Consider the following 21,352-nt stretch of genomic DNA (forward strand, 5'->3'; position numbering starts at 1 on the left):
TCCCCTGTTTCTCCTCATCATGATGGCATTCCGTCCACTGTTGCAGAGTCCCGCACATAATAGTCAGCAATACCTTTCTCTTGATGCCCAAAATTGAGCATTTCATCTGTAAAAAGCCATTTTTTGAGACAGGAACAATATTGTTGGAATACGGTCGAAAATTCGTTCCGGCCGGACTCCAGCATGTCCCACTGGAGCCGAAGATAGGATGAATTGAGTACAGTAGAAATATTATCCAAGACAACACCCGGTGTTTGAGAGACGCTATATATTGGTTCAGGAAAATTCGTGCCGTAAGCTAACAAGCAGGTGTAAACAATGGGGAAATGTAAATTGGGATAATGCGCTGCCACTTCCAGTTCATCAACGGAGCTATAGTGTCGATCTTTATCAAGCTGCGCCTGAACCCGGAGAATGAGCCGTTCTGATGTTTGGTCTGTATCAACATCAGAAAAACTTACCCAACTGAGACGAGTAAATACGCCTGTAGTGGTTTCGAGCAGTTCAGCATATCTGTCCCAGGAAACGACGGCGATGGTAATAGGTTCATGTTCCCCCGTTTTTAACCTATGCCAATTTAAAACTGTTAAACCGAAAGCTGCCAGCAGGATACTATCAACAGAAACACCAAGCTTTTCAGCCAGCGCCTGTATCTGTCGGTAGTAAGGCAATACCTGGGTAAATTGTGCGGGAAGTGACGCTTGTTGCTGTGCTACTGGCGTTAATCCATTAAGCCCCTGCCTCATCCGGGAGAATTTATCATGCCAATAATCCCTCGCCGTTGAACAGGCTAAAGCACTTTGCTGATGCTTATAATGAAGGACAACATCCTGAAATGTGATGTTCTGTACCGGTAATCTATATACCTCTGATTTATATTTGTTAAACAATTGGTTAAGGATCAGAAAAATACTTTTTCCATCAATCAAAACAAAATCAAAATTGACAAACAGGCGATTTTTCTGCCCTCCAAGCGTACACACCCGAATGCGATACCCTGGGTATTCACCCGCTGAATAATGCGTCAACAACATTTCATTGCGTATTTCATTGCATCGCTGATGAAATGTATCCTCTGTCCCGATCACACTTTCGGTCAGAATAGTATAATCAGGCACCTTATCTAACACGCCCTGATGCAACGAAGTCAGATAACGTGTTCTAAGCACCGGGTGATAAGCAACAACGTCATTCCAGGCTCTGGCTAACCGAGGTATATCGAGCACATCAATATCAAACTCAAGATGGCAGCAACAAACTTTGCCCCCCCGTTTCACGGGCATCATTTGCCCCGCATATAAGGCTTTTTGAATGCCAAGCATAGGAAAAGAGTTGTTATGTGCTTTCTCTGAAACAGATCGTGCCCGGGCAATCAGTTTTTGACGATAAGCGTCAAACAAGGTAATGACAGAACCTTGTTCCAGTAACGCATGCGCGACATACCAACGGTAGACCAACCGTCCGTTAACCTCAAAGACATGATGATCCAGCGCGACCTGAGGCGTCGTATTCATCATATGTTGAATAGACCAACCACCCGCAGGATCAGGTTGTTGAAATGCAGAAGAGATTAAATTAGTGAAAACCACCGGCAAGCGTATGTCTGCACGTTTAGCCGGATTCTGGCGTAATTTCCTGAGTACATTGACCGCGCCAACAAAGCTATGATTAGCATCTCTGTCTAGCTGTTGCTGGCAAGCCATGACCCGCGACTGAAAAGTGTGTTCAGGCTGCCATTCCGAGACAAAAATATTGCTATTGGCCAGCAATCCAACCAATCCGTTTATCTGCTGATTGATGGCCAACCGATTGAAGTTAGTCAGATTGAGGCTAAAACGCGGTTGTTCGGTAAACTGATGAAGCACTTCACAAAATACACTCAGCAATACAGCTCCTGTTGAACAGGACCACATATCGGCCTGTGTCTTTATTGCCGACCATAATTCGTGATCCAGTTCGGCACTTAAACAATGAACGGTTTGCTGCACAGGATATTGAGCAAGATGATATTTCAGCTCAGGCCCCGGCGATATATCATCCAATTTATCAATCCAATACTGCATGCTGTGCTGAAAGTGCTCGCCTGTGCGAATCTGTTCAACTAAGGTGAGGTATTTCCTCAAAGAATAGGTTGCTGGCAATTCATATTCAGGATCTTCTGACAGATGATGCCACTGTTCTATCAGCAAAAAGACACTGGCCGCGTCAGTGATCACCTCATCCAGTGCAATCTGCACAACGGTATGTTCAGTATCCACTATAAATGCCCTGATTTCGAAGTAGGGCCAACGAGCTAAGTCAAATACTTTACAATTCAGTGCCGCCCGGCTGTTTGTCAGATAATCGGCTTTTTCTGAATCTGAATATTCCGTTAAGTCAATGACAGGCAAAGAATGATAGGCATAATCTTCCAGTACCTGTTGTTGAAAATCGTGGTTAACAACCGTATGCAGGGATTCATGATGATCAACTAAATGGTTCCAGGCCGATTCGATTTGTTTAAGTGATATTGATCGTGCGATATGAAGTTCAAAATAAAGTGTGCTACCAACACGTTGACCATAGGTGGATAGTGCCCGTCCAATCACAAATGACTCTTGCAATTCAGAAAGCGGGAAGGCTTGCGCGGAGTTTTCTTCTGCTGAAGGGAGCAAAAACGCTGCCGCTGCTGCAATTTGTTCTTCTGTAAGCCGCTTACCGGTAAGCAAATCATCGACCAGCGCTCTCACATTTCGTTGTTCATAAAAAATCGTAAATTGGAGGGATACACCGAAAACAACCTGCCAAAAATCCAGAAAACGGACGATATGCAGCGATGTCAGATGCAATGTTGAAAAGGGTGTGTTCACCGACGGGATTTCATGACCGATAATATTTTCCAGTGTCCTGACGACGAATCGTTCGGCCTTTTCCCGCAACGCCATCGTCCGATCGGAAAGAAAAGCGAATCCGTTATCAGCGGATAAATGGACGTCATGCGTGCTGGTTGGCAATGATAATGCTGTTTCAACTGCCTTTAATTCGATTTTACAACGCTCAAATGAGTAAACTGGCAGGCTGATACGTCCGGGTAGTCTATTCCGATATAGCCGGCGCCATTCAATATTTGCTCCTTTAATCCAAGCACTAAGTAACTCACGCTGGTTATTTTCCGCTAGCCAACCATTAATTTTCTCTTGCCACACACCTTTTTCAAACTGATCGGCATTACCGGGGGCAATGATGTTTTCACTGCTGCACTCACACCGTTTAAGCTGCTGGCATAAATCATCCAGACTTTGAACAAGAAAACCTGTACGAACCGGCATACTTTCCCTGCCGACCTGTAAGGTAAACGCCAAACGCGCCAGCACAAGCTCAGTTCCATTACCGCTGCTCTCAGATTGATACAACGATAAAAATGCATATAGCTGTTTCACGCGTTCTTGCAATGCGTTAACGGTTTTTGCCGAAAGAAGAATGACACAGGGGAGGTTTATCTCGGTTTCCGGCTGTTCGGGCCGTTCGTTCTCTTGCAGAATAAGATGTGCATTTGTTCCACCAGCACCAAAACAAGAGATGCCAGCGATTCTTGGCATGTTCATACCTTCCCCGTTGTCTTGTCTCCATTCCATTAAAGCTGAATTAATTGAGAAAGGTGTCTGCTCAAAAATGATGTCGGGATTGAGCCGTTCACCATAAAGTGTTGGTGCAATCGCTTTATGTTGCATCTGGAGCAAGACTTTAATGACACTACCCACACCTGACGCCGCTTCACAATGACCGAAATTCGGCTTTCCCGAACCAATCAAGCACGCAAAGTGACGGTTACCTGAGCGCTTCTGAAAGGCTTTTGTTAATGCGCCGACTTCAATCAAATCGCCATACCGAGTCCCTGTACTGTGTGCTTCGACATAACTGATTTCATCCGCGTTGACCCCTGCTTCTGTCATGGCCTGTTCAATCACCACCTGCTGTGCTTTCGGCTCCGGAGCACCAAATCCGTTCGATCTTCCATTTTGATTAACCGCACAGCCTTGGATCACACCATAAATATGCGCACCTTCATTTAATGCATCCTCTAACCGTTTTAATACCAAGACACCAATCCCTTCTCCCGGTATATAACCATTGCCACCTTCACCAAAACTGTTAAGTTCAGGCGCTGAAGACAGCATTTTCCGGCGGCTAAGGGTTAAATATTTATTGGGATGAAGAGTCAGATTCACACCGCCGACGACAGCAGCGTTGATGCGTCCTTGTTTCAGATCCTGACATGCGAGTTGAATCGCGACCATGGAAGACGTACACATGGCATCCAGGGTAATGCTTGGCCCGTGGAAATCCATAAAATAAGAAAACCGGTTAGCGATACTGGCCTGACTACCAACTAATCCAACCGGTTGCTCCAGTTCATCAGATGTCACGTCATGCAGTTGATACTCACTGTACATGGAACCCACATAAACGCCGACCGCTTTTATTCCATCCTTTTCTCTCTTCCCGTCAGCAGCAAGCGTCTCAGGTGTATAACCTGCATCTTCAATCGCTTTCCACGCTTCCTGCAAGAATAATCGCTCCTGAGGATCCATTGCGGCGGCTTCGTTTTCAGAAATGTCGAAAAAAGCAAAATCAAATTCATCAACACTGTCCAGAAAGCCGCCCCATTTGCTAAAGTGACTACCAGTATGCGTATTTTGCTTGTTTTCGTGATAATAATGCCGCCAATCCCAGCGATCCTCGGGGATCTCGCTAATACAGCGCTTACCTTGTTTAAGGTTGTCCCAAATCTGGGCGATGTTCTCTGACTGCGAATATTTTGCACTTATCCCGATAATGGCAATGTTCAACCGATTATCAGCGGTATTCTGTCGCTGGTTGACAGAGGGTTTGCAACATTCAGGCTCCTTCTCCACGGGAAGAAGGGAGTTATCTGCATGATGAGTCACAGTTTGTGCCAGATAGTGAGCAATATCGGCAATACACTTATATTCATAAAATAACGTTTTAGGCAGCGAACCAAATGTTTTTTCCAATACCGCAACCAGTTGTACTGCGATCGCCGAATCAATACCGTATTTGTCCAAAGGTTCAGAAGTACGCAACTGTGTTGATGCTATGCCTAACTCCTTACCTATAATCGCTTTTAGTTGTCCGATTATGGTCTCTGGTACAGGCTGATTTTGCTCGGGTGGCTGATGATCTTCTGTCTGCAACACAGCATGAGATCCTACAGATACCCGTTGTTCCCGTACCCGTTCTCGCGTTGAAAATCCCTTTATCGCAACACAGACGGCACCATTGTTGTCACAGATGACGATATCCATCTTCCTGATAGGTGATTGTGATACAGACGATGCGGAACCTGTCACCCACGCCCATGCTTCATCTTTAACCGGCCGAATAACGCTGATTTCATCAACGGCAAAAGGGATCGGTGTGACTACCCCCTGTTTGAGATCTTCTGTTGTCAGTAATCCCAGACAGGCAGCCTGTAGCGCACCATCCATAATGGCAGGACAGAGCGTGAACGGTATTGATTTAAACGGCATTGATTGATGGGCAAACTCATAGACAGGAGCGTTATCAGCTATAAATGCCAGCTTCGCGAGCACAGCGGTGTCCCCGTTAGGGGTTTTCCCTATTGTGACTTCCTGAATAGCTTGATGCTGCGCGCCAATCTGAATACCAAGCAGTGAAAGTACGCCGTAACATTGTGCGGTGGTTAATCGACGTTCCTGGCAGTATTGTTGATACTGCTCAATGTCCAGAGAAGGCCTGTGTTGTAATGGTGAAAAAACAATACTCCCGACAGTAAAAGGATCAGAATACCAGCCATCGGCTTCTTCATGCTTTGCGGTTCCTAAAGCAACACCAAAACTAAAAACGCTTTCTTCTTCAAATGAAGTCTCTGGTTTAATATTCACCGTCAGAGCCAATGTTTGTTCGGTTTCTGCCATGATGACTGGCTTCGCCCAACCCACGTTGCGTAAACTTAACTGATTTGTTGCCGATAGATTTGTGACCGATGGAATACCCGCATTTTCTGCACTGTCTGACCGCAATAACATTGCTGTATGCCGTACAAACTCAAGATGGACCACACCCGGAAGAACCATTTGCCCATTAACCACATGTTCACACAAGTAAGGCTCGGTTGCGTTGACACGGAACAGGCAGGTTTTCTGTTCATCATTCAATGGCGTATTCAATGGTGTAGTCGATCCACCAGTGGAAAATGGCGGGTAATGGATGTCACCTAAAAATGCCCGGACGGGCAAACCTGACAGGCGGCACGGAAATGTATTTCCCCATAAATGTGACCAGTCTGGTTTCTCACCTCGTAACCAACGCAACAGCAATTCAGGGATCATCTCATCTGCCAGAGAGGAAGAGAGTGATTGTTGCGTCTGTAAAACCGATCTTAACGCCTCTTCCTGCCGAGGTTCGCCGACATTTTGAATAAAAATATCGCCATTCAGTACGCTATCTAGCTGTGATATCAGTTCAGATAAATGGGATGCGCCCAATATTACCCGATATTGACGCGCTTCACGGGACTGCAAGGTGAATGCCAAACGCGCTAAATCAACATGTTGTTTCTGTAAATCTTGTTCCTGTAAATATCGTTTTATCTGAACGATATGATCACGTAACGATGCTTCCGAATGTGATGATAGCGGTATGAATACCAGCGTTGCTTGCTTAGCGTGGGTATGTTTTTGTCCGATAAACTCTTTAACAACGACATGGGTGTTATACCCACCTCCGGCAAATGAATTAATGCCGGCAATTCTGGGTAACGTGTCCCCTTCCCGCGTAGTAGATCCCCATTTTTTATTTTGATGATTCAGATAGAGTCCGGATCTCTCTATCGCCAAACTGTCATCGATCTCACTGAGTCCCTGAATCCCGATAATGGTCTGATGACGCAATTGCAGTAAAACCTTCACCAGTGCCACCAGCCCGGAAACAGCCTCAGTGTGCCCAATGGCACCTTTTACGGTAGATAAATCGATGTGATGATCGGGTAGGAAAACTTTCTTTAAGGCGGTAATTTCGGTGAAATCTCCTGCTCTGACGCCGGATGCATTACACTCAATAACGGAGAAATCATCTGCCGATACCCCCGCATTCTGCCAGGCTTTCCTGATGGTTTTAGCCTGCTGTTCAACATTGGCAGAAATAAGGGAGAATGTCCTTCCGCTATTATTTGCCGCGCCTCCGGCAATAATGGCATAGATATCATCACCATCTTGTTGCGCTTTTGGCAACGACTTAAGTACCACAGAGACAACCGCCTCTCCCCTGAGTTGCCCTTTGCTTCGCTTACTAAATAGCTCAGGCGCTGCCGCCGGCGACAAAATCCCATCTTCACGCGCAATAAAACCATAAGGATGCAGGAAAAGACTGGTTGCACTAACAATGGCTTGATCTGCCTGCCCTGAACGAATCAAATCACACGCCCCAAGCAATGCAGTGATGCCCCCGGTACATTCGGTATTAATAAATTGGGTGGAACCTTGAATATCAAGAAATCGGGCGATCCGGCCCGATGACATGGCCGGTTCATTACCGGCCCAATAATAGAAATTTTCCTCTACATCTTTGTCTCTCAACAATTTTTCATAGTCATTAGACAGCGCTGAAACAAAAAGCGCTGTACGATCACCGCTCACATCCTGGTTTGCATGACCGCTGTCTTCAATGCTTTGAATAATGGTCTCAAGCAGCAAACGATGCTGAGGATCCATGTACTGCGCGACTGTGGGTGGGATCTGGAAGTACTGTTCATCAAACCGGAAAATATCATTCATGAAACCAGCAAAACGAATGATCGTTCCGGCAGATAACCAGGGGCGATCCTCAGGAAATGCAGAGAAGCCCGACTTCCCTTCAAGCAGGTTGTTCCAGAACTGAGCTACAGAATCCGCCTGCGGAAAACGCCCTGCTATGCCAACAACTGCCACTTGCTCATTCTGAACAGATTTGGGTGACGACGGGATCTTTACCTCTGCGTCATTTTTCAGCCGGGATTTTGTCTCTAATGGCAGTCTTTGCCCCCGAAAAAGTTGCTTGAGACGTGTTTCATGCTGAGGAAAATCAAGCCCCAGGAAAAACAGATAGTTCTCAGGATAAGTTTGGATTTTCGTAATATATCGATCGTCCATCTCAAGCTTCAACACACAAAACATGCCATTCAGGCTGGACAAAACAAAGGGAGACGCTTGTATTAACTCCATTCGGACAAATAAAGTTAAAGTGTTTCTGTCGCGAATAAATAACTCATCAAATAGCGTTACTCCCTCCTTCCCTATCGCCGTCCGCAATGCGTAAATAAAACTTTTCCATTCAGCAATTCCATGACCTGTGATATCGCCGTTATAAAATGTCAGCGCCGGGTGTAGCAGGCTGTCAATTTGACGTAACGCACCATGACCAAAGACAACATCAACAAGCTGTTTAGCCCGTTCATTCATTCGTATGGACTGTTCATCACAGGCTGTATGCAAAAACCCATTTTCTTTAACCAGCAAACGGTGTTGCCAGGCCGGGTAAGAGAGACGTTCTTCAGAAAGCGGGGGGCCTAGCAGAAAAAGAAAGTTCTGAGCTTGTTGCCATAACTCAACGATCTTGCCGTCACTAATACGCATTGCGATCTGACAAAAGTTAGAGTATTCACCACCAGCAATAACATCATCATGCCAGCGATCCGCTTTCCAACGATGAAATAGATGTAGAGTATGATTCTGGACAATAATGCTTTCCGGGATCAGTTTTAAATTGGTAATGTTCAGCCTGACAGACTGAATAAATTCCTGAAACGCCTGAGCGCTATTCAACTCATTACCCTGCATATGGCAAACACAGGTTTGAGCAAAAAGATGATTAAAAGCGTCAGAAGATAATTCTCCTTCCCATGCCGCTTTTAACCCCAGAACAAACTCCGTGTACGGATGTTGCAGTAGCCAAGTCGTTTTATCGGTCATAGAAATGCCATCCATTACATAATCATATGAATAATTGAGGTTTTTCCTGTCTTACTTTGCTGTCTTTTAAGTAAGGCAGTCGTACCTGCTGTTCTATTAACTTCAACTGCATGAGTTTCTGAAAGATTAAATTGGTCTGCTGTTGGCGCTCTTCGGGACGGGCATGGGTTGCTATTTGTCTAAGAAAATCGAGATACTCCTTGTCAACGGTGATATTCTCCTGCCACAGCTCACGTGCCACTTTTCCGCTGGTTTTTCCATCTATCTCATCAAGCAAAAAGAAAGAAGTGATACGATTTCTTGCCTGTTCAACAACACCACTTAAAAATTTAAGCGCGTCCACGGCGCCAATATTTGATTCCATGAAGGTGTCATAAATCGTCTGAGTTTTCGCAAAACCACTTACGTGGGTAGAGTAATATTCACCATAGATTTCCGGTGATTGAATAATTTTTGATGCGATAGAGGACATAAAGGTCGCGATACTTAAATTTGAGCCAGAGGTGAACCATGTACTGGTTCCACTTCCTCCAACCAACGCCCAGTTCTTGCCGGTAAATCGTTCATACATGAAGTGTTGTGTCGGGAGACTGACGACTTCCCGGCGGCATGTGAAATGTGTTGAGTAGTCTAATCCCCGTCTCTGGTAGGCTTTTGTCAGTAAGGCAATAATTTCTTCCGCCGTGCGATCTCTAATATCTTCAGGCAACATACTAATACCAACGGAGACATAACTGCCCATCGGTATCAGCCAGGAAACCCCTTTTAGCTGATCAAATTCTTCATCTGCACTCAGCAAGGATGTCGCGTGGATCCAGGGAAGTTCATTTGAGTCACAAAGCTTGCTGCCCGCTCTTTGATAATAATGGGTAAAAATTACTTCACGACGACTATCGAGCTCGGTATAAGGCAGCCCGATTTTGCGTCCTAATAAACGGATGTGGTTGGTACAATCCCACACATAAGAAGGTTGGATAATCTGTCCGTTTGACAGTTGAAGTAATGAAACCCTGTCACTGTCCTCAGCATATTCAACATGTTCGACTAACGCTTCAATCCAGATACACTCGGGAGCCGCAATAACTTTATCGTAAAGTGCTTTATCAAATCCAAGCCTGTCGATATGAATAAAATGCTTAGGAATATCTTCTTCCATGAAAAGCGAAGCCAGCGATTCGAAAAAGTGAAACCGCAGCCCGGCAACTAATTCTCCCATAAAAAATGGTGTGAACTCTTTGGGGTAGAAATGACGGGACATATTTTTAAAACGCCGGGCAAATTCAATACTCACCACTTCAGTCATCGATTCACCCAGTTTTGGCATATCACCGATTTCTGGCTTACCGATGATGATATGAGGGATCTTATCCTGAATAAGCTGATGGCTGATGAGCATACCGGCAATGCCACCACCGATAATCACCGGAAGATGTTGTTTGATATCTCGGCTCATTCCCGCCGTATAAGCGTTTTCGGTGAATGTGAGTGGGGACGAGACAGTCAGTAATCGCTTGACTGCTGATGTCTGGTAGGTCATCAGGTAATCAGCAAATTTATCCAGCGTTGTGAATTCAAACAACACACCGGGATGTATCTCTTCATCCAGAATACCGGAAATCTCATCCGTAAAGATGACCAGCGATTTAGAATCAAATCCCAGATCCTGAATATGTACCTCAGTGCTAATATCACCGCTCTGTTGCAATACTGCTTTTGCTATTGTTTTCAGTGACTGCAATAACATATTTTTTTCATTCATTTCACTCATCTCTGTACTCCCTTTTTCAATACCGTATTTTGTGACGTTATCCTGAATAACGGACTTAATTCGCGTGTGGTGACCAAACCATTGGCAGTGATGACTCATGGCTGTCACTCCTGTGACTTATTCAAAACTGGCTCATCAAAAAACCAATATCTCTGCTCATCAAACGGGTAGCCGGGAATATCAACGTATACCCCCTGACCATGAGCAAAAGCCCGCCAGTCTATGCAAGCGCCCGCAAGCCAATCGCCCGCCAACTGTTTCAACGCAGGTAATGCAGTGGAAAATTCAACCTGTTTTTTGGAGGAGCGACTTTTTGAAGAAACCACTCCCATCGCAACCACCCCCTCTGTAGGTGCCCCGTTTTGCTCCGTGATAATCCACTCCAGCGTTGTGATGAGTTTTTCTAAATCATTAACGATGATCGCCGCGCGGAATGGCAGATCCGAGCGGCCAGTCTGAACACTGTAAGCCAGATTTCTTAACGTAAACGCGTTATCATTGCTGGCTGATTTTTCCTGATGTATATAGTCCAGCCACTGACTCAGATAAGCTTTTAAGGTTTTCTCGGATTTCGCAGAGATGGGGATTAAAAAGTGCTCTTCCCTTTGGGAGAATACCGATGCCGATGCCGCTGACGGATAAGGTGCTTCCAAAATGACATGCGCATTTACCCCCGTGATCCCAATCGAGTTCAACCCGACTCGCCTTGGCTGTGTTTTGTCTGAGTTGGTTTGTTGCCACAAGATCGGCTCACACGGAAAGAACAAGGGCGTATTTTCAATAAAAATCGAGGGGTGTAATTTAGAGAAAGAAGCAATAGGCGGGATTACTCCATGCTTCATGGCCAATATCACTTTAATCAGTGATGCCATACCAGAAGCGGCTTCCAGATGACCAATGTTGCCTTTCACTGCACTGACGACACAACGATGTGAAACAACCTGATTTGCTGAGAAAACCTTTTTAAAAGCCGCAACTTCGCTGACATCATTAAATTGAGTCGCAGAGCCATGAGCCTCAATATAATCAACCGAACAAGGATCGATTCCCGCTGATTGATAGGTATTTCTGATATTTTCTTCTTGTTTCTCAACACTCGGTGCCATTGACGAGAAGGCACTGCGGCCATTGTGAGAAATTCCTACACCCCTGATGATTGCCCGGACAGGATCATGCTCAAGGCGCGCCTGTTCCAAAGACTTAATCATGACGGCGCCTACGCCTTCGCCCCGGATATAACCATCTGCCGTGTAGTCAAAAGGGGCCATTTTGCCGGACTGGCTGAGAATTCCGCCCTGATCCCGAATATAAAACTCCATAAAATCAAGGATAACTTTAACTCCCGTGACAATGGCGACGTCACAATCCCCCTGTAAAATAGCCTGCCGGGCTTTTTGCAGAGCGACAAACACACTGGCACAGGCGTTATCGACCACTTCACTCGGCCCGGTAAAATTGAAGAAATAGGAGATCTGATTAACCATCATGCCCAGACTGAGGCCAGACTGTAATCTGCCACATTCTCCAATGTTGTTGATCAGAGAATTGCTCTTAATCAGGGATTTGTAATCGGTGGAATCAACGGCAACAAATAATCCGACTTTACGCTGTGTGAGGTATTCCAGCTCATAACCAGCATGTTCAACACATCGCCAGATACACTGCATGAGCAGGCGTTGCTGTGGGTCCATCTGTTTTGCCGTTTCGGCATCAATGCCCCAGAATTCAGCATCAAACTGATCGATATCCTGTAAAAAACCGGAAGACTGCATACGTTTTATCGCATCTTCCTTGTCGGAAGGTGTGATAATGTGACGTCGTTGCCACTCTTCCTGCGTGATCCCTTGAATAGAAATGGTTTTTTGCACAATGTTCTGCCAGTACGCTTCCGCATTTTTAGCCCCCGGAAACGCACAGTCATATCCCACAATGGCAAAAGATGGCATCGTGGCAGGGACAGGTATCGCCGGTGATGGTTTGTCAGGAAATGATGTGTCAGGAGATTGAGTGCCTGAAGTGGCTAAATGGATCTGCTCTGGCAAAAGCTGTATCAGATGTTCTGCCACACGGTTCAGTGTGTTGAATTCTAGCAAGCTCGCCTGTGACAATGTTACCCCAAAGCGGGAATTAATATACTCGGCCAGCTCAATTAGCCCGACAGAATCCATGCCATAGTCGCCAAACTGCCGGTGGATATCTATTGCATCACTACGCATACCCAATAGTTCAGATAATTTTCCGGCAACAATATCAGCAACCTCTTTAGCTGATGAAGCCGTTAAAACCCCATTGGCTGTCTCTGAGGAACCGGGTGCATCCACACACTGTTTGATTTGATCAATGACTTTGTTAGCAGTATCTAACGCTAAAAACGTTGCGCCGGTATAGTTCAAGTCAAAATGCTGATTAAGATAATTACCTAACTCACTCAGGCTCACAGAATCCATCCCATAATCACCAAACTGGCGATCCCTATCGATATCTGTACCTTTTATCGACAACAGTGCAGATAACCCCTCCAGCACCGTTTTATCAATATTTTGCTCGTGCGATAGATCTTCATTATTTAATTCTGGCAGCGGTTTGACAGGAGAAGGATCGTCAGAAAATCTCAGGTAATTCCCAATCTTTTGACCATCGCCCTTCATCACACCAAACTGTGAGAAAGGTGAACGAAGCGCCATTTCCAGTGTTTCCAGCGCGGTTTTTGTATCCAAGGGCACAATACCAAAGGTATCAAACAGGTATTTTTCCACCCTCGGCGTTACGTTCATGCCGCCTTCCTGCCAAAGAGGCCAGTTAATTGACAGACTTTTTCCGTTCCTTTTTTTCTGCCGAACTAAATCCTCACGATACTCAGCAAAATTATCCAGAAAGGCGTTTGCCGCCGCGTAGTCTATCTGGCCGATATTCCCCAGAGAGGCAAGTGAAGAGAACATGATAAAAAATGCCAGCGGCTCGTGTTGGGTAACTTCATCCATCAGACAGGCCGCCAAAGCCTTCGTGGCGATCACACGGTCAATATCCTCCTCGGTTTTATTGATAATCAGAGCATCATGGATGACACCGGCACAATGGATAACACCGTACAGAGAGCCAAAGCGCTGCCGAATAAGCGTGATGGTTTTTTCCAGCGTTTCGCGGTCATTGACATCGCACGGCACATATTCGGCTTTTATTCCGCGTCTTCTTAGTGCATTCAGTTGAGCTTCTTTATCGGCATCAATGGCAGAACGCCCCGACAGCACAAGATGTGCCCCCGTTTTTGTTCCGATATATTGCGCAATCTGGTATCCCAATCCTCCCAGACCACCGATAATCCAAACCACCCGGCATTCATGATTAAGCCATTCATGATTAAACAAAGAAGGAATATTCGTTAAAGCAGTCGGTTCTACCGCTTTTTGACGCCATACAAAGCGATGCCCCTCTTTCTGGTAGAGCACAGCGATATCTTGATTTGAAGAAAGGAGTTCTTTTTCAGCATGTCGGCAGAAAGTTTCACCGTCTGCATTGTCCAGTGCGGCATCCAGAATAAGTTTTGTCTGTACCGCAGGAAACTCCATGCTGATGGTTCTGAGTGCGCCCAACAAAGCGCGATAAGGCAATCCGCTCTCTTTCCACGGCGCAAAAACCGCGATTAAGGCGGGCAATGCCTGGCCAGAACGAATTCGCTGCTGACAATAATCAACTAATCGCAGAACGAGACCGGACAACGAGGCAGGACATGGATTCTCTGTATGAAGATCATTCTCGGTATAGAGGTAATGTATGTGCGCCGCACCAGATATCGAAGCCAATTCAGTCAGTGAAGTTTCATCCACATCCCCGATAACAAATAAGTCAGTGCTCTCAGGTTTGATTGCGCACGCCATTCTCTGACGGATATCACATCGTTCCCAACCCGATGTATAGAACAGCGTCGAAGTAGTATCTTCCGTTGACTCAGGAAAAATTGATTCAGCAAAAGTCTCTGCCTGAACTTCCGACTCAAGTATCCAGTATTTTTCCCGGGCAAAAGGATAAGTCGGTAAACTTAAGCGGCTTGGCCGTATAGGAAAGGATTGGTAATACGCTGACCAATCAATGTTATGCCCCTGAGTCCAAGCGCTGGCTATCTGTGCTAGCTGCTCATACTCCTCTTCATGCCTGTCTTTCCCGGCATAAACAGGAATAATTAACTGTTTTATGTAGTTAGATTTTTCTACTCGTCCCATCCAGCAATGCGTTGATGGTAAACAAGAGAGGGAAAATGCCTTTAAGCTATCAATCAGAGCGGAAAGAGAATCCACAATAAAGGTGATCCTCTCCTCCATCTCTTCCCGTCCTGTCTGCAAGGTATAAGCAATACGATGCAGGTACTCCGCTTTGGACGTCTCTGAGCACCATTTTGCCTGCTCTCTGAGATACTGTGACAGGGTTTGCGCCAATTCACGATGCTGTTCATGCGTTTTTGCAGATAGCGGTATAACAACCCATTTTGGCCAGTAGGCCTTATTGACGGGATTTAAGCCGTTGTTCTGAATGTATTCTTGTACAACCAAGTGAGCATTTGTTCCTCCGGCACCGAATGATGAAATACCTGCCGTTCTGGGATGCTCCGCTTGATTAACTTGCTGTCCCCGTTTGCTGTGAGCTATCTCACCCAACAGCGGCCTTTTCCAGTCCGCAAGTTCACGCTGTACATAAAACGGTAAGACGTCAAAATCGATATTGGGGTTTAATGTACTACTGTGCAAAGAAGGCACTAACTGTCGGTGCTTAATTTGCATGAGTACTTTGGCAACCCCCGCAATACCCGCCGCACTTTCGCAATGACCAATATTGGATTTTACCGATCCTATTGCGCAGAATGCGTTCTCTTGTGTGTCGTTCTCTTGTATATCGTTCTCTTGCAAAAATTGCTGGAATGCCCGGTTGAGACCTGCTATTTCAATAGGATCACCAAGCGAAGTTCCTGTTCCATGCGCTTCAATATAGCTAATGGCACGCGGATGAACCCCGGAAGACTGGATTGCCTGAGAAATAACTTCAGCTTGCGCGATAGGATTAGGTACGGTGTAGCCGTTGGTTTTGCCTCCGTGATTGACAGCGATCCCCTTGATAACGCCATAAATATAGTCACCATCCTCAATCGCTTTCGCCAAAGGTTTCAGTAAAACGGCACCGACCCCTTCTGCCGGAACATACCCGGTTCCTCCCTCGCCAAAGCTCTGGCATCGCCCCTCATCAGACAAAAACTTAGACTGCCCCAGGATTAAATATTTATTAGGATGAATAGAAACATTGACTCCACCCGCCAGAGCCATCTCAATATCACCCTGTCTGAGTGCCTGGCAGGCAAGGTAAATTGAAGTTAGTGAAGAAGAACACATGGTATCAACCGCAAGACTGGGGCCATTTATATTAAAAAAATGCGATACCCGGTTTGCTATTGAGCCAAAACTTCCGGTCACGATGGACTGCTCAAGCACATTCCCTTTTGTCAATTCCTCTATGCTATAAAACTCATATTCTCCATACATGACACCTACATATACGCCCATCTTTTTCGGTAGCCGTGTCCAGTCACGGGAGCCTAATGTTCTGTGGCTATATCCCGCATCCTCAACTGTTTCGTAGGCGCATTGTAAAAATAACCGCTCCTGCGGACTCATCACGCGCGCATCGCGCGGTGACAGGTTAAAAAACAGCGGATCAAATTCATCAACACCATCAATAAAACCGCCCCATTTGCCATAGGTTTTGCCTCGTTTGGTTTTATCCATGTCGAAATGGCGTGAATGATCCCAACGCTCAAAAGGGATCTCAGTAATGCAATCCTGACCTTCTTTCAGGAGCTGCCAAAACTCATGCATATTTCTTGCCTTGGGGAAACGTCCGGCTAAACCAACAATAGCGATGTCACCTGACTCTGTTGTGCTATTGGCTACTTTGTTTGCCTGAGAGACAGCGTTTGTTTGAGAAACAGAAAGCGGTTCTGTTCTGCCGGCAACCTGTTGCATCGGCAGGCGAGAGTCAGATGTTATTGATTTCGGTTGGATGTTTTGTTGGTTATTTTGAATCCGCGCCAGCAAAACAGGGTGATGATGTTTAACAAAATAAACCGCCAGTTCCCGAATGGTGAGATATTCAAAAAACAGGGTTTTAGGGAGTACACCGAAGTCCTGTTCCAGTGCCTCTGTCATCTTGATGGACAAAATGGAATCTATTCCATACTTCTCCATGCTGGCTTCTTCATCAATTTCTGCCAAGGGGAGACTTACTGCCTTGCACACAACCCGCTTGATCAAATCCACCGCTGTAGATTCGAGATCGGATGATGCTTGTATGTCCCCTTGCGTTGACTGACCAGACTGGGCGACGAGTAAATTAACGTTATTTTCTGCATTTGATGGGAATATGGCTTCATAATAAGGGCGAATCCCCAACATTCCTGCTCTGAAACGTTCTATCGCCCCCCCTTCCATCAACATCAATTCACCACTGAACTTCTCATGCAGTGCCTGATACAAAGCCTGAAGCGCCATGCGACGGATAAATTCATCCTCACTCACACCGTTATATTGGGGCAGGATCAATGAAAGTGTTTGCCTTTGAGTCTGTGCTGATTCAGGACACTGTTGGCTGTGACGTGCAAAGTTGTTCACAGCGGCACAATAGGCAGAGAACATTGGATGTTCAGAACAGCCTAATACACCATCCCTGCAAGTCAGTATCGTAAAGAAATCAAGCAATAAGCCATGAGTAGCCTTTTCCAGCAGCGACAGTCCCTGATAACGTTCAAGTACTGAGATTATGGTTGCTTTCTCTGCGTACTGCGAATCCGTAGCGAAGCGTTTACCTACACAGAAAAATACGCCGCGCAGTACACCAAAATTTTGCTCAATTCTGCCAATAAGTGCCGCTAATGTAGCGGCATCAAGACAGATCACCCCGTCATCAATTACTGTCGTCTTTGACGTTATCGTAATTTGGTATTGATTTTCTTCAGATTCTCTAGAAACTATTTCACTCAAAGCAATAGCGATGGCTGAATCGGTATGTTCTGTAATGTCCTTGGCAATAAAGCGCCCCATACTGCCGTCTTCATCAACAATCAGATAAACGGCCTTTTCTTTCCAGGGAGGTGTTAACGCATTGACATTCCTTTCAGAAGAACAGTTTTCAGGAGACCAGACAGACCAATGAGGGACCCAACGCTCCCCGGATTGCCACAGTACTGCATCATATTTTATCTGTGAGGTTTCCCCTGACAGTTTCTCAGCCAGTCCCTCTGTCTCATCACAATAAATCGTCTGACTAAGCAGATTCGCATTATCCTGATAGGCCGTTTTTAATAGCGCTATCACCATGGCATATTCAGGCAGTACTTCTGCTTCTGGCAATACAAGCTGAATAAGAACAGGTTCTGTGGGAGGAGAGCTAATAAGCCCATTAATTTTTTGGCAAAGCGTTATGACATTATGTTGCCTCTTTGACAAATCTTCATCATTACGAAGCTTTGGCAAGACAATATACTCACATGCGTCAGTATCAGACGTGAACCGTTCAGATTGAAGATTATCCAGTTCACATAAGAATACGATACGTTTTGCGAAAGTTCGTAACGCAGCATCAGAAGACAACGCCTGGTTTTTCCACAGAGGTTGTAATAAACAAGGTTCAACCTCTGCGGGTAGTGCAGATTGCGCACCGAACCCCCGACAACTGAAACCTTTAAACCGGATGCACACCTTTCCGTTAATATCACAACAATCTACATCAACTTTTGGGAAAGGATCTGAGGCACTGCTGTCAGCACTATAACTAATCCAGGCCCAGTGTAATTGGGATTTTTCGTCATGAAACTCAATTTCATCAAGCGCAAAAGGGATTAAACATTTAGGTGGAATAGGTCTATTGAGATCACCAAAACGCATTAATAGCCCGACGGATGAAAGAAGAGCGCCATCCATTAAGCAAGGATGCAAAACAAACTGTTCTCTGGTCGGCTCCAGAGATTCAGGCAATGACAGTTTTGCCAATACATGATCCATCCCCACATATAACTCTTCAATGCCCTGATAGTCTGGTGCCATATATAAGCCCAGGGCATAGTACATTTCATAGTATTGCTTAGGAGAGTATGCGTTTTGCAGATATCTAGATTTCAGATTGTCAATATCATAAACCGGTGGCGGTGTGAGTACTCTTCGTACAGCAACGCCGGAGTTATGAATAGTCTCCTCTTCTACGCGGCTGTACAGTTGGTACTCTGCTTCATCATTTCCATGATTGATAAAACGAATATGCACCCGCTGAGGCTTATCAATAACGCCGATAATCTGGGCCCAGACGACATTTTTCAGTGTCAGCCCTGTTTTTTCGCTCTCTTCTAACAGGGAATTCGGTTTTGAGCCGAATGAGTGATGTGCAGCAACACGGGCCAGTTCTAAATGTCCGACCCCCGGCAACACGCGAATCCCATGGATCACATGCCCTTTCAGGCAGAATTCCTCACCAGAAAATGTGGTGCTAAAACGTTGTTCCGCAAAATCAGAGGTATTTTGATGGACAAACGGATGGATAAATTGACTGGCATCTTCCTGAGACGATATTTCCTTAGACAATAACTTGCTGGCTTCACCTTTAGGGAGCCAATAACGCTCCTTAGCAAACGGATAGGTAGGTAAAGGAATACATCGATATTCAGCACTGCCCCAATATTGCATCCAGTCAATATCAACTCCTGCAACCCAACATTTTGCGACGGTTTCTAATGAAGCTATCGGAAAACCATTGTTCGCCACCGCTTCAAGTTCAATGTGTTGAGCCGTTAAAGCCTCTCCGCGTGCGTTTTGCGCTTGTGTTCCCAGATATTGTGTTCCCAGATATATTGCTGCGTGTTGTTTTTCCGGGTATTCAACAAACGCTTCTAATACACGCCGTAGTTGTTCAATTGATGAAACTATCGTTGCCCAACGATGCGTAAATGCTTCTCTCCCGGTACTGAGCGTCCAGGCCAGTTCGTATAGATTGAAATTCTTTGTAAAATCCGGTTCATTGACCGTTTTACGCAGGTTTACTGCCTGTTGGTAAAGCTGTTCATCGCTTTTTGCAGACAAACAAACCAATACAGGCGTTTCTGTTGCTGTTTCCGCAAAAGGGCTTATGCTGGCGGCAGATTTGTTATCAGGTTCACGCAAAACTATGGCCGCGTTCACATTACTGAACCCATAACTGCTGAAAAATATATGCCGGCGTGTACCCTCCTGAGATGGTGACCAGTCTACCGTCTCTGTCAGGAACTGAATTCCCTTGCTATCTGATGGAATGTCGGCATTCAATTCTGCTTTATCCAGTCCGCGAATCAGGGGGATCTGGTTATATTTGAATGCCAAAAGCCCCTTGATGATGGCGTAAAACCCTGAGCTGGCGTGGTTATGACCAATATTGGGTTTGACCGTACTCACATAACAGGGTGAAGCATCCTGTGAGCGGGCAAAAACATCCACCAAAGCATTAGCCTCAATCGCATCTCCCATTTGAGAAGCAACACCGTGTGCTTCCACATATTGAATTTGCTCAGATAAAAGGTTCGCCCGTTTTAATACGGTCTGAAACAGACTGATTTGTTGCTCTTTATTGGGTTGAGCAAATGAATTGGTTTTACCGCCCGAATTATGACCGGTAGCCTGTACCACACCATAAACATGGTGGCGCTGGTTTAAGACGTCGCTGTTTCTTTGCAAAAGTAAAGCAGCGCACCCTTCTGACGTTCTGTACCCTGAAGCCTTTTCAGAAAAACTGTGGATATTCTCTCCGCCCGTTTCAAATGGCGTCGCAGTGGTTTCTCCCGCTTTCCAGGGATTCAAAAACAGCGAAACACCTCCCACAATAGCGTAGTCACAATCACCCGCTTCAAGTGCCTGACATGCCATATCCAAAGCAACAAAAGCACTTGAACATGTTGTATCAACAACGATGGAGGGCCCATTGAAGTTGAAAAAGAAAGAAATACGATTTGCCAGAAAACAAGGATCGTTCCCCGGAACAATAAACTCCTGGCTTCCCTTATGTTCATCAGGGATCCTGTCTACATAAGAGTTTAAATACCAGCCATCCTGGGCAACAAATACGCCCACCTTCTTGCCAGATAGCGTTGATGCCGCTAACCCTGCATCTTCAAGGAGCTGCCAGCAAGTTTGTAGAAACAATCTCTGCCTTGGGTCGGCAAACATAATTGCAGAGCCCGAGAGAGGAAAGATATGTCTATCGAAGTTATCAATATCTTCAAGAAACATACCGCGTATCTTTTCCCTAAGCCCCCATTTAACCGGTGTTTGGCGGTTATTAAGTTGATAGCGCTCTTCTCCTATCACACCAATCAGAGATCCGCCGTCAACTAATGTCTGCCAATAATGAGATAATGACAAACCTCCACCGAAATGTGCAGCTACGCCGATGATAGAATATTCCATCAATAGCTCTCCTCTTTTTATTTTGGCAAACAATAAACAATCATTTATTTTAAATGAGTGAAACCAACCCTTCGCATAGAGTAAATAGTTCCCCTATGCAAACAGGTTATTTTAAAATAACGATCACAGTGATAATTTATTAATTCGTTATC

The 21,352-nt window shown here is 45.5% G+C and carries 3 protein-coding genes; all 3 read right to left on the minus strand.

Annotation, left to right across the window (positions count from 1 at the left end):
* Positions 1 to 17 precede the first annotated feature (17 nt).
* Genes HGO23_RS11560 through HGO23_RS11570 form a run of 3 tightly spaced genes read right to left on the minus strand, consistent with a single transcriptional unit; the run spans position 18 to position 21,200 of the window.
* On the minus strand, positions 18 to 8,969 hold the full coding sequence (locus tag HGO23_RS11560) for a beta-ketoacyl synthase N-terminal-like domain-containing protein (protein ID WP_209026711.1): 8,952 nt from the start codon (positions 8,967 to 8,969) through the stop codon (positions 18 to 20).
* Between the two features lie 22 nt (positions 8,970 to 8,991).
* A complete protein-coding gene (locus tag HGO23_RS11565) occupies positions 8,992 to 10,836 on the minus strand; it encodes a phosphopantetheine-binding protein (protein WP_209026712.1) in 1,845 nt (614 codons plus the stop codon).
* 5 nt (positions 10,837 to 10,841) lie between these two features.
* Positions 10,842 to 21,200, minus strand: coding sequence for an SDR family NAD(P)-dependent oxidoreductase (locus tag HGO23_RS11570; RefSeq protein WP_209026713.1), 10,359 nt, complete (start codon positions 21,198 to 21,200; stop codon positions 10,842 to 10,844).
* Between the last annotated feature and the right edge of the window lie 152 nt (positions 21,201 to 21,352).

The organism is Xenorhabdus budapestensis (genome assembly GCF_017743015.1).
Lineage (GTDB): Bacteria > Pseudomonadota > Gammaproteobacteria > Enterobacterales > Enterobacteriaceae > Xenorhabdus > Xenorhabdus budapestensis.